Origin of the sequence: Rhodococcus sp. LB1 (assembly GCF_001583455.1) — a bacterium.
Lineage (GTDB): Bacteria > Actinomycetota > Actinomycetes > Mycobacteriales > Mycobacteriaceae > Rhodococcus_F > Rhodococcus_F opacus.
This window is the reverse complement of record NZ_LTCZ01000201.1, coordinates 36,906-48,652: the sequence shown is the minus strand read 5'-3', so window position 1 is coordinate 48,652 and position 11,747 is coordinate 36,906. Positions and strand designations below refer to the sequence as shown.

Below are 11,747 nucleotides of genomic sequence, written 5' to 3'. Positions count from 1 at the left end.
CACCGCCGGAGGCAAAGATCAATGAAGGCGGCGCGGACTGCGCCCAGGAGGCCCTGGCCTCGATGGATCTGGCGTACGCCGCCTTCCGCGAGCTCGTCACCTTCGAATCCGTCGACCTGGCCGCGGCGATCGGCCCGGCCGCCGGGCCATACGGCTCGGCCACCCGAAGAACCTATGTCCTGCGCATCGCGGACGAACGGTTCGGAAAGCTACGAGTCCGTTTCTTTATCGGCCGACGAGTATCGCAATCCGCTAGCAACTCGCGGATTGCACACTTAACTCATGGAATCCATCAGATACGAGTGAAATCATGCGCGAGCCCCAAAGCCCGGCGCCCAACGTTATGACCAGCTGAGATCGGTCGATACCTCGCGCAGCGACCTGAACGAACCTGCGCACACTCCAGTACCGGCCCAGTCCTTCCGTTAGGGGACCTGCCATCACTGCAGGTCAATACCCCATTCTGCCGGATCGGTCGCCGGTCGGACTAATCGTCGTCACCCCGCGGGCGGTGTATCAGCGGCCCGTACTCTTGCCCCATGTCGGCGCTACTCGACGGCGGCGCCGCACCGGCGACAGCCCTCAAAGTCGCGGTCGCCAAGGAATTCGCGGCGCGGTCCCCCAACTCGGCGAACAAGCGGATCGTGCTTCGCTATCTCGCGCGCGTGTGCTTCGAACTCCTAACCTGTGCACAAGACTTCGAACCACCATGCATATCAATCCATCTCAAACATGCTACACATCAACAGTCTTTCAAAGACTGCCAGAGTCGGGCGAACCGGGACACCCGCGCGCCCGCCGAACCCCACACCCCGGTGCCGGCGACCCTCCCCGACCCGTCGCCGGCACCCACATCACACGCCAAGGCATGTCATCATCACAGGTCGCCGCCCCATCACAGACGAAACGGCCCGTACCCGAGCCGGGTGCGGGCCGTCAGCACACCAGCAAACTCAGCGCTGTGCCATGGTGTCCCGGAGCGAGTCCGCCGGCGGATTCGCCGGCTCGGTGAGGGCGGAGGCGGATGAGCACTCCTTCACGACGACACCCTTTCCGCCAGTGCTTGTTCGACAATGCGTTTCTTTTGGACCTTACCCATTGCGTTGCGCGGAAGACTCTCGACGATGCGGATCTCACGCGGTCGCTTGTGCCGTGACAAGTGCACACCGACGTACTCGATCAGTTCCTTTTCGATCTGACTGCTGTCTCGGCGGTCGTCCGACGGAACGATGTAGGCGACCAGGCGTTCACCGAGATCGGTGTCGGGCAGGCCCACGACGGCGGCTTCCTTGACGGTGTGGTTGTTGAGCAAGCTCGTTTCGATTTCGCCGGCACCGATCCGGTATCCACCCGACTTGATCAGGTCGGTGGAGGCCCGTCCCACGATCCTGTGGCATCCGGACCGGTCTTGCACCGCAAGGTCTCCGGTCATGAACCACCCGTCGTCGGTGAACGAGCGTGCGGTGTCTTCGGGTCGTCCCAGGTACCCGCGGAACAGCGACGGGCCGCGGACTTCGAGCTGCCCGACGGTGTCGCCGTCGGACGGGACGAGCCCACCGTCCTCGCCGCGCAGGCGGGTCTGGGTGCCCGCGACCGGCAGCCCCACCCAGCCTCGCCGCCGCTCGTGGGGGCGGGCGCTGAGGACGAGTTGGGTTTCGCTCATCCCGTATCGCTCGATGGGTGCCTGCCCGGTGAGCTCGACAAGGCGGTCGTAGACCTGAACGGGGAGGGGTGCGCTGCCCGACACCAGGAGCCGGGCAGACCGGAGCGCGCGGGCGGCGTCGGGATCATCGGCGATTCTCGACCAGATTGTGGGGACTGCGAAGTAGAGGGTGCCGTTCGCGGCCGCATACGCGGCGGGCTTGGGGCGGGTGTGCACGAAAGATGCGGCCCGACCGACGCAACGGCCGCCCCTGCGGCGCCACCACCCACTACGACTCCCCCTGCCCCCCGCTGCCCGCCTTCACCAACGAGGGAAATCGGCTTTCAGCCCTCCGGCCGTTACGAGGGCGTCGAACCGAACGCATCGAACGCCCGGGACGCCTTCCTCGACTCCCGCACGAATCGAAGCTGAAAGATCGCCAGAACAAGCGTCCCCACCGCGAAGACGATCGCCAGAAGCCACCACCACCCGCCGAACACGACGAGAAGCCCCACACAGACGCAGGCCGCGCCGAGGAACGCCCACTGCACACGCAGCACCTTCCGAGCATTCGCACTGGCACGCGCCATCTCGGAAAGATAGAAGTCCTTGTTGAGCTTATTGATGTCAATCCCTCCGTTCGCAATCGGTCCGGTGGTGCCGGACGTGTTCACGACCGGCGTGGACAAAGTGACCGTCACCCATCGCTACCGCTCTCGTCGAGCGCCGACCACAAGCGTAGCGACCGTGGCCGACACCATCCGGTGCCGACCGCCCCTGACAGGACCGCCAGCGGCTACGCGCCGCGGTGGCCGCGGGCGCCCTCGACCACCGATGGAGCACCCACGCACCGCCAACACAGGCAGCCGGCAGCACCTCGGCGACCACCACACTCGACACACCCCCGCCGCCGGAAACCCCCGCCGCCGCGCCGGCCACCACCGACCCACCCGCCGCACCGGTGAACGAGGAGGAGCCGCACATCGTCGAATGCCTCGAAGGCACACCCGGACCGGCACGATTCAGCGACGGCACCCTCGCCTTCTCACAATGGTGCTTCGACCAGCTCGGCGGCGACGAATACCTCCGCCAAGAACGCGAAGCCAACACCTTCGAATGCGACGGCATGACCTGCCACAACCCCTACACCGACGGCACCTACCCCGACCCAGATGCCGTCACCCACGCACCCGTGGGCACCATCTCCGATCGCGGATACTCCTGCTACGACAGCGGCTGCTACTGGCCCGACGGAACCCCGGTCATCGGCGCCGACCGATGCGGCACCCGATGCGGCGAAGAACCCACCTCAGGCGAGATACAAACCCGCAACGGCTGCGAAGCCGGCTACATCACCGACCCGAAACTCTGCGACAGCATCGGGTACTGAAAGGCTGCGCGCCCGATGAGAATCGTGCGTAGCCCGGAGTGCGGAATGCCTGCCAAGCCAAACCGTCGAAACAACAGCACCTTCAGTCTATTTGCGATACCTACAGATACATTCATTTGATCTATACCGCCGCTCCGGACTACGTAGTCTGATTCAGGGTGACGACTCTCGGTCGCCGACATAGCCGCACAGAAGAATTCACACCGTGGCTGTTTCGGGCGGTCTGGAAGAACTTCACATCGAGGGGGAAACTGTGACCACTGTTCAACCGCCGTCGGCGATTCGCAAGCAAGGGGCCTGGGGCCTGTGGTGGCTCACCGTCATCACCTTCGGCATCTACTACCTGGTCTGGTACGACCGCATCGGCGGGGAACTGGCCGCCACCGCAGGCGTCAGCCGCGAAGCCTGGACCCGGTGGTGGTCCCAACTTGTCCCCATCTACGGGCTCATCGGCCTGTCCCGGACCGCAAAGCGCCTCAACCAGGCCCACACCCAGGTCGGATCCTCGACGCGGGTATCACCAGTTGTCACCTGGCTGTGGGCACCGATCTGGTTCGGCTCACACACCCGATACCTGCAACGCCGCATCAACATTCTCGTCGACATCCACTCCAGCCGAACCACCCAGCACGCACCCGCGTAGCCCCCGAGAACCCGATCAATCACGTGCGAGTAGACCCGACCTCCGCATCATGCACCCGGCCGCCTGATGCGGAAGCTTCGGAGTACGTCTCGGGTGCTCTTCGATCGCCTCGCGCAACGTCATCTCACGTCGCGGGTGTGGACAGGGCGGCCCTCGTCCCGCCAGCATGACGCCGATCCGCGGATCGCGATGGGGCTGTCCGGAGAAACGGGGGAGGCTCATTGCCATGCCGTATACTTGCTCTGCCAGAGTCAGAGTCATCAGCTGAAACATCAGAGACGCAGACCCAATCGGAAGCTCGAATCGGATTGGAAATCAGCTCGATGTTTACGAAAATCCGCTCTGCAGTCGCTCTACCCGAGCCTTCCTGTCTCCCCGCCCATGTCCGAGGTAAATTCCGCTACGTGAGGCCGCCGGGAGTAGCACTAGCCGGTCGTGCCGGTGACATCGACGATGTTCGCCGTGAACCGGGGGACGGTCATGCTGCCCCCGAGCGTCATGTCATATCGGTATGCACCCGCCACCTCAACGCAGATCGTGACGAGGTCATCCTTGACGACGTTGGCAACCACCGGCGGGCTCGACCCTGCGATCACCACGTTGATGTCGTAGTCGTACCACGCGTCCTGCTGAGCACCAGCGACACCCGCCCGAAATTGGGTGGCTCCCGTGCCCGAGTCAAACTGCGTCACAACACCATGAATGACCAGCTTGCGCCCCTTCGCGGCATCAGGCGACCTGGCGAGCAGAGCAAGGTCCCGGTCCTAGATCACCTCGTAGGTAGACCTGTCGAACTTCGCGGCATTGATCGCGTCGATACGGGCGCGCTCGGCGTCCACGGCCTGACGGCTGCGCTCGCTTTGCGCGGGCGACAGCACCGCCCGGCTCGTGGTGGTCACCAACCCCAGAGACTCGTCACCGTCGTTCACGGTGGCGACAACCACGACGCTGACGACGACCAGCACGCCGATGACAATGCCGCCCAGCGCCCATGGCCACACGCGGTCGGCATTCGTCGGCCGCTTCGGTGGCGGCGGAGCACTCCTCCCCGGGCTGTCAGGGCGAGGCTCATCCCGGCGAGGCTCTTTGGGGTAGAACGGGTTCGTCATAGCCCCTCCGCGCACACTCAGACCTCTTCGTGATTTATACCCCACACCCTCGCACCCGGTCTGCCTTGTCGAACAAGTCGCTGCGATGCAGTGGGTCGGTGTCATTCGTTCGAATGACACCGGCGGAAGCGGCAGTCTGCGCAGGCCGTCAGAGCACATTTGGCGCACACCATCGCGCAAGTGGCTGCCGGGTACATCGCGGTCGGGCCGTGCACAGACCGCTCAACGCGCCTACCGTCCACGCATCGCTTCACCGGCGCGCGCCCACATGATCCGCGTGCCGTGATGGCGGAGACGAGGCTTCGTCGACTCGGCCCGAATTGACGCGAATGGTGTTCGGCGGCAATCATCCGAATCGAGTCGAGCCCTCGATCAGCCGCGAACGACTCCCTATCGGTTACCGACAATCCGGGCGACCACCCAGGACGAGGCGCTCAGCGCTGCACCCGCGAGGATGACCACCCACAGTCCCCAGCCGATCCCAGTCGAGACCATCGCATTCATGAACTCAACCTCGTTACCGCTGACTTCTACCGCATCTATGATCCCGATGCCGAGAACCAGGACGCCGGCCACCGGCGCAAGCCAGCGATCCCCGAACTTCGTGAAACCACCCCGCGCGTGAATCGCGAACAACGCGGCGGCGGCCACCGCAGCCAGCACCAGCGAGATCACCCCGTCGCCTGCGGTACCCGCCACCCCAAAACTGAGAGATGTCACCCAAGGACCGAGACTGCCGACGACGATCGCCAGACACGCAACCAAGCCGGCGAGGATGTTCGGCTTGTAGTTCACCGGAAGCGGCGCCGGCGGCCTTAGCGGCGGCACACCGACGAAGCTTCCCGGGACGGTCACATCCACCAAAGGGACGAAGGGCTTCGGCTCGTGCGACTCGATGGGTTTGCTGTTGGCCAGCCATCGCTCCACCGGACTCAGGTCAGCGTCGCCGCCACGCTCGCTCGCTTGATCCGTCATTCGCTGGACCAACCCTTCTCTCACTGCAACACGAGGTACCGCTCACCCGGGCGTGATGAGAGTGTAAAGAACGTCGGAGTTCGGCAATACGGAATCTGGAACCAACAGCCCCCCGAACTGCGACCACCAGTGGTTTGAGGGCACCTCGATCTTCGGCGAGGTCGTCGCCCTTGTGAACAAACCAGCATGCTCGAAGACCCCTTCACAACAACGCGCTGGACACTGCGATCACTCATGCGATTGCTGGAACAGTTCTTTCGTAGCGGTCGTCGCCGGGGCTGACTGCACTCGAACACTACGTCGAAGGCCTGACTGCACCGTTCGACCACGTGATAATCGTTGGTCGCGCGTGAGGTGGGCCTGGCCGACTCGACGTGGAACAAGCGCCGCGCACTAGAGTTCCTCTGTTGGGGATCCTCGGCGTGTCGGTCGGACGGACTACCGTCTGAACCATGACGGGTAGACACTTGCAGGCAGGACGTCGGTACGCAGCCGAAGGTTGTGATACGTGCCGAGCAGATCTACCTCCGGGGGTTTCGAAATTTGAAATCAATCTGTTTGGAATCCTCAACTATGTCCTGGGAGAGGGCAAACTGGGATACAAGGTCGGTGGTATGTACGGACTTCGAACCGATATGGCTTTCACCCTCGACGATTTCGTACTTGTGGTCGAATTCGATGGGGCCTACTGGCATGAGGGACGGGAAGAACACGACTACGAAAAGTCGGCCACGATCCGCCGGGGCGATCAGACCTTGAAGCGTCATGAAGTCATTCGGATCAGGGAGCATCCGCTCATGCGCCTTAGCGAACCCGACCTCGTTGTGCCCAAAAGGAGTGGACCGACTGAATGCTGTCAGCACCTACTAGTCCACGCCGCACATACGTACATGGGTGAGATCGAGCCCATTGTCTTTCGTCGTATCGGACGGTTCCTCATGTCCGCGAGCAATCCGTTGCCCTCCCAGAACATGGATTGCCACGCATGCAACACCATTGTCGAGGCGCTCACGCATATGACCTGTGATGACGATTTCGGTGAAACTGTATGGACCGCCAACTGGGCTCCCCGCCGACCACCGCCACCGGTCGCAGATACCGCCCGGCGCCGAGTCCACTAAACCGCACTGTGCACGGTCTCCAACAGAGACGAGGAAGCCCGGGCGGGTCGGTGAGGCGGTGGGTGGACCGACCACATCACGTTGAGAGCTCGCGAGATTTAGCACCTCATATCCTGCAGCTCAGACGGAATCTGGTACCTACAGCCACCACACCGCCATCCATCGAGCTCACCGTCGTCCCCTACTCCCTGCGTTACCGTTCGAGTGAAGGTCCCCTCCTAGATGGGATCGCGGTTCTCGCGGTCACCCGAGCTCGATTTCCTCTACTCCGAGGGCCGCTTGCTCTGCTGTTTCCCAGGCGTTGCGCTCATGACTCCACACCGCCGGCCGCCGCGCGGCAGGAAGCGAGCCGAGGATGCGGTCGTAGCAGCGGCCCGCGGCAACCAGCGCACTCTCGAGGTCGTGCAGGTCCGCGCTCAGTGGAGAGTTGCGGGCGGCCTTGGCCCACTGCGTCGTCCACGCCGGCCCCGGGCTCACCAGAGTCGCCGGCAGTGCGGGCAGGCCGCGGACGCGTCGTTCCCGTTCGACCGCGTCCACGGTGGAGGTCAGATCGATGGGCAGGAACATGCTGATCAGCAGCAGATCCACCAGATCACGGAACCGTCCCGACGCCACCCCTGCCACGCCGTGCACCTCATACATCGCGCAGATTTTGTCCGCGATCTGATCCGCCAGCGGATACAGCGGGACGCTGGTCTCGGGTGGGAAGTCGTCGGTGTCGACCAGCCGCGGGATCGGGCGGCGTTCGATCTCGCCGACGAGAGAGCGGCGGCTGCCGACGACATCGAGGGAGAAGCTGTCATACGTTTTGCCGCCGAGAGAGGCGGTGACGGTGACCGTGACCCCCTTGTCGTGGCTGAGCTCGGTGGACGGGCCGACTTCGAAACGGAAGTGGTCGAGGTGGTGGTCGCGGACCGCGCGGCGCAGCTCGTCGACCGAGTCCGCAAGGTCGGCGGCGGCAAGGAGGTCGATGTCCTTGCTGTAGCGGGCCTGCGGTAGGCGCACCATCATCGAGATGCCGCCCTTGAGGATCCACCCGTCCGGGTCGGCGTCGAAGACGCGGGTGAGGAAGCGGGCGATGACGAATCGGCGGCGCACCAGGGCGATGTTCTGGCCGTGCTCTCGGGCGTACCGGTTGAGGCGATCGGTGATACTGGCCCGCACCGCCTGCGGGGACCGCGACACCGGGCTCACCGGTCGGCCGTCTTCGCTGACCGAGACCTCCGGGCGGGCTGGTCGGATCCGGTCGTGCTGGCCCGCCCCACGGCCTGGTGGGCGGATGCGTTAGCCCCGGCGCCGGCGTCGGGGCTGGTGTCACTGGCGATGGGCTGCCCGAGGGCGGCGACGAGCGACCGCATCAGCGCATCCCGCGCCTGCGGTGACTCGGTCACCGCCTTCATCAGAGCGGCGACGTCCAGCTGCCCGGCATCCGAAGCGGGGGCGGAAGCGGCGGTGGCAGTGTTCTTGCGGGCGAAGTCCGCGACCGCCAGCATGGTGGTCGGCACCCCCGCCTGCGAGATCAGCACCTCGAGGAAACCCTGCCCGTCCAGCGCCCGGTGCCCGTAGTCGAAGGCATGCGGGGACAGCACCGCCACCACCTCCTCCACCGTGACCAGGCCTCGGGTGAGGGCGTCGCGGACCACCGACGCCAGATGCCCCGCATCGGTGCCGGCGGCGGCTAGATCGGCGATGGTGCGGGCAGGGGTGGTCACCGGCAGCCCGTCGACAAGCTGCCAATCCTCCCGCGACAGCACACCCCGATGCACGACCACCGCGGGCAGCGACAGCCGGATCCGCCGGGTCGCGATCAGCTCCACCACATCAGCGTCCAGATCCCCCAGCCCAAGCAGGCCGGCGGCGGTCCGATGCGAAAGCACCCCGGTCGGGACCGCCTGATCCAGCCGCTCCCACACCACCGCATCCGGGTCCAGCGCCAGCCACGCCACCCGCGCATCCAGGTGCACATCCTCTGGCATCCGTCCCAGCCGATACAGCCCATGATGCAGCCGCTCGAGCACCCCCGAATCGACCATCCGCTTGAGCTGCTGCACCGACACCGACGTCACCGCCCGCGCCTGCCGGCTGGTCACCACACCCCCCTGCTCAGCAGCCAGCGCCACCACCTTCCCAGCACGACTATCTGATCTCATGCCGTAATAATACACACTATTCCTAATATTCACGGCAGGACATGTAACTATCGTGCCATCATGAAGTGGGCCGGTGAGGATGCCGACACCCACGCCGGATGACGCAGCAGCCCGGGCGCACGACCGACTGCGCGGGGACCCATCCGACGGACCGACAGATGGACATTCACCCACCCATCAGCACTGGCACGATCCAAAGGCCCAACCAGACGCGGCGAATCTTAAATCCCCAACCCACCACCTGCCCACACACCGACAGAGCCAATTACCCTGACAGCAAACAACAATGGGACAACCGGCAGCCACCCATCGAACCGACAGAGCACGATCCCCGCCCGCCTGGGATCGAGCGGCAGCCGGCCGGTTGCATCGTGCCACCGAACCCCTCCTATCCTGGCGAGTCCGAACACCCAGAGCATGAGGACGAAACAGCCATGGCCACCGACTACGACGCACCACGAGTCACCGAATCCGACGAGCCGGACACCTCCCTCGAACAGCTGACCGCCAGCCGGAAAGACACCCAGTCCCCCGTCGTCGACGTCGAAGACACCGACACCGCCGAATCCTTCGAACTGCCCGGCGCCGACCTGTCCGGTGAACAGGCAGACGAATTCACCTGCACCAGCTGCTTCCTCGTCCACCACCGCAGCCGCCTCGCCGACCCCGCGCAGCTGATCTGCCGGGACTGCACCTAAAAGGAACACCGGAAGCCACCGGCTACCTCGGATGGCCCTGGGCTCCTCACCGCCGCACGAGCATCCCGCATCCCGACATCTCGGGGCGGGACCCGCCCGCGGGCGGCGGTGTGCCGCCGTCAATCTCCCCGGTGCCGGCCGGGTGTGGGCCACGGGCCCCATCCCGATCACGTTCCGGGATGGGGTGGTGGAAACTCGGATCAATGGTCAGGTCCTCGGTGTCGACGAAGGTCAGTCGCCCGTCGTCGACCGCGATTCCCCACCGATGCACCGGCGCCCACACGTGCCCACCACCGCCAGGGTCGGTCACTGCCGCGTCGTCCGCGATGATCTCCCCGATGATGTCGGCCGCGGCGCTCCTGCGAACCAGCTCCCGGACCGGCCATCAACGGCATGATCCCCGGCAACAGGAACCCCACATCTCATCGACCCGCTGCTCGAGATCCACGCGATGGGTCGGGACCTGGGACACGGCCCGATGCCGGAGGAGCAGGCCGCTCGCGCACCCCCGGTGAACGCGCCGATGACGAACCGCGCGAGCGTCGGCGGGCCGCGGGTCCAGCTCAGCAAGATCACCCTCACCAAGCCAGCCCCCACCGTGTCCCTCGCCAAGGGCGGCTACACCGGCACGATGCGGATCAACCTCAACTGGACCCGCGGCCGGCGCGGACTCCTCGGCAACGGCACGATCGACCTCCATCTCGCCTGCCTCTACCACCTCAACAACGCGTCCAAAGGCGTCGTCCAAGCACTCGGCAACGCATTCGGCGACCTGAACTACCCGCCCTACATCGCCCTCGACGACGACGACCGCTCCGGCACCAACACCGGCGGCGAGAACCTCCACATCAACCTCGCCCACCTCGCCGACTTCAAACGCATCCTCATCTTCGCCTACATCTACGACGGCACCCCGAACTGGTCCGCCGCCGACGGCGTGGTCACCTTGTACCCACCCCACGGCCCCCAAGTAGAAGTACGCCTCGACTCTCCCGACAACCGCGCCCGATCCTGCGCCATCGCCCTACTGAAGAACGAGAAGAACGAATTCACCGCCACACGAGAAGTGCGATACATCAACGGAACCCAATCCGAAATCTCCAAAGCCTACCGCTCGGGAATGAAATGGACCGCCGCCCGCAAATGACCGCACCCGAGTGGCCCGACCGAGGGGTGATCGCCGCCGGACGGACGACCCACGTCCGACAACCACACCACGATGTCAGAGCGAGTGCCAGTAATCGACCACCGACTGAACCGAAGCTGATCGGCCTCGCCTGACCGCGAGAAAGACCACACAGCGACACACCGCCCGGGCAGATTCGGCCACCGATAGTGGCCGTTTTGGTACGGGGAGACAGTTCTCGGCACCGACACTCACCCAGCAGGTGCCAGCGAACTCCCATCGGCCCCTCGGCGCACACTGTCGACCAGCGCTCGTGAATGCAACCGCCCGTACCAGTCGCACCGACCGTCCGCCCGCGTTCATGGCTGTGACACCGGCGCGCTCATCTTCGGTGAGCCTGGCTTCGAAGAGACAGGTAAGGGTTCGTCCACTGAACGTCCGTCGGATTGAGAGAACCCGGCAACCCGGAGTCGGTGTGTCACGCTCAAGAGCGGACACCACTCGGTTCAGCCGCCCACAGCCGGCAACTTCGCCGCAGCGTCATGGAAGGCACGCACGATTGCGGCCGAAATCCGACCGCGGAAGGACACTTCACGGCCCTCCCCGATCGCCCACTCTCGAATCTCCTTGGCCGTCTTCTTCGCCGGAGCCGTGCCCGCCGCCGCTCCCTTCACCGGAGCCTCCTTCTCGACAACCTTCTCCGCGGCCGTCGTCTCCCCTGTCGTCGTCTCCCCTGTCGTTTTCGCCCCTGCCGTCTTCTTCGCCGGAGCCTTCTCCACGGCCGTCGTCTTCGCCGGAGCCTTCTTCGTGGCCGTCTTCTTCGCCGGCACCGCTTTTGCCTGAGCCTTCGTTGCCTGAGCGTCACGGAAAGCTTGCACGATCTCGGCCGAAAT

Annotated in this window: 13 protein-coding genes and 2 pseudogenes; 5 read left to right on the top strand and 10 right to left on the bottom strand. The window is 64.9% G+C overall.

Annotated features, from left to right (window positions below):
- A pseudogene (locus AZG88_RS54140) lies at positions 1–347 on the top strand (hypothetical protein); the annotation flags it as partial.
- A gap of 689 nt (positions 348–1,036) precedes the next feature.
- On the opposite strand, the pseudogene AZG88_RS25390 reads toward AZG88_RS54140, so the two are convergent.
- Together AZG88_RS25390 and AZG88_RS25385 are read right to left on the bottom strand one after the other, a co-directional pair.
- Positions 1,037–1,879: pseudogene (locus tag AZG88_RS25390) on the bottom strand (AMP-binding protein); the annotation flags it as partial.
- A 122-nt stretch (positions 1,880–2,001) separates the two neighbouring features.
- Positions 2,002–2,343, bottom strand: coding sequence for a hypothetical protein (locus AZG88_RS25385; protein ID WP_061699567.1), 342 nt, complete (start codon positions 2,341–2,343; stop codon positions 2,002–2,004).
- Positions 2,344–2,450: 107 nt separating this feature from the next.
- Between AZG88_RS25385 and AZG88_RS51975 the strand changes: the two genes are divergently transcribed.
- Both AZG88_RS51975 and AZG88_RS25375 read left to right on the top strand, forming a co-directional pair.
- Positions 2,451–3,032, top strand: a complete 582-nt coding sequence (locus AZG88_RS51975; RefSeq protein ID WP_156517614.1) for a hypothetical protein — start codon at positions 2,451–2,453, stop codon at positions 3,030–3,032.
- Positions 3,033–3,285: 253 nt separating this feature from the next.
- Positions 3,286–3,675 (top strand): DUF4234 domain-containing protein, encoded by a 390-nt coding sequence (locus tag AZG88_RS25375; RefSeq protein WP_061699566.1) that lies wholly within the window; start codon positions 3,286–3,288, stop codon positions 3,673–3,675.
- A 425-nt stretch (positions 3,676–4,100) separates the two neighbouring features.
- Here the strand turns inward: AZG88_RS25375 and AZG88_RS25370 are convergent, their stop codons facing one another.
- The 6 genes from AZG88_RS25370 to AZG88_RS25345 form a co-directional block, all read right to left on the bottom strand.
- Positions 4,101–4,367, bottom strand: a complete 267-nt coding sequence (locus tag AZG88_RS25370) for a hypothetical protein (RefSeq protein ID WP_061699565.1) — start codon at positions 4,365–4,367, stop codon at positions 4,101–4,103.
- Positions 4,368–4,439: 72 nt separating this feature from the next.
- Positions 4,440–4,784: a hypothetical protein gene (locus AZG88_RS25365; RefSeq protein WP_156517613.1), complete on the bottom strand. Its 345-nt coding sequence runs from the start codon at positions 4,782–4,784 to the stop codon at positions 4,440–4,442.
- A gap of 390 nt (positions 4,785–5,174) precedes the next feature.
- Positions 5,175–5,759 (bottom strand): hypothetical protein, encoded by a 585-nt coding sequence (locus tag AZG88_RS54135; RefSeq protein ID WP_231914193.1) that lies wholly within the window; start codon positions 5,757–5,759, stop codon positions 5,175–5,177.
- A gap of 521 nt (positions 5,760–6,280) precedes the next feature.
- Complete coding sequence (locus tag AZG88_RS25355; RefSeq protein WP_156517612.1) at positions 6,281–6,622, bottom strand: hypothetical protein; 342 nt, start codon at positions 6,620–6,622, stop codon at positions 6,281–6,283.
- A gap of 501 nt (positions 6,623–7,123) precedes the next feature.
- Entirely contained in the window at positions 7,124–8,074 is a 951-nt protein-coding gene (locus AZG88_RS25350) for a nucleotidyl transferase AbiEii/AbiGii toxin family protein (RefSeq protein WP_061699562.1), read from the bottom strand.
- Positions 8,071–9,030 (bottom strand): type IV toxin-antitoxin system AbiEi family antitoxin domain-containing protein, encoded by a 960-nt coding sequence (locus tag AZG88_RS25345; RefSeq protein ID WP_061699561.1) that lies wholly within the window; start codon positions 9,028–9,030, stop codon positions 8,071–8,073. The genes AZG88_RS25350 and AZG88_RS25345 overlap by 4 nt, the downstream gene beginning before the upstream one ends.
- A gap of 434 nt (positions 9,031–9,464) precedes the next feature.
- Between AZG88_RS25345 and AZG88_RS25340 the strand changes: the two genes are divergently transcribed.
- Complete coding sequence (locus tag AZG88_RS25340; RefSeq protein WP_061699560.1) at positions 9,465–9,728, top strand: DUF4193 domain-containing protein; 264 nt, start codon at positions 9,465–9,467, stop codon at positions 9,726–9,728.
- Between the two features lie 46 nt (positions 9,729–9,774).
- On the opposite strand, the gene AZG88_RS55725 is transcribed toward AZG88_RS25340, so the two are convergent.
- Entirely contained in the window at positions 9,775–10,038 is a 264-nt protein-coding gene (locus tag AZG88_RS55725; protein WP_442971750.1) for a hypothetical protein, read from the bottom strand.
- 213 nt (positions 10,039–10,251) lie between these two features.
- On the opposite strand from AZG88_RS55725, the gene AZG88_RS25330 reads away from it, so the two are divergent.
- The gene (locus AZG88_RS25330) at positions 10,252–10,875 is read left to right on the top strand and encodes a TerD family protein (protein ID WP_061699575.1); all 624 of its coding nucleotides are present in this window, start codon (positions 10,252–10,254) and stop codon (positions 10,873–10,875) included.
- Positions 10,876–11,360: 485 nt separating this feature from the next.
- On the opposite strand, the gene AZG88_RS25325 is transcribed toward AZG88_RS25330, so the two are convergent.
- Positions 11,361–11,747, bottom strand: a 387-nt coding sequence (locus tag AZG88_RS25325; RefSeq protein ID WP_082833473.1) for an Lsr2 family DNA-binding protein, incomplete at its 5' end; no start/stop codon positions are given.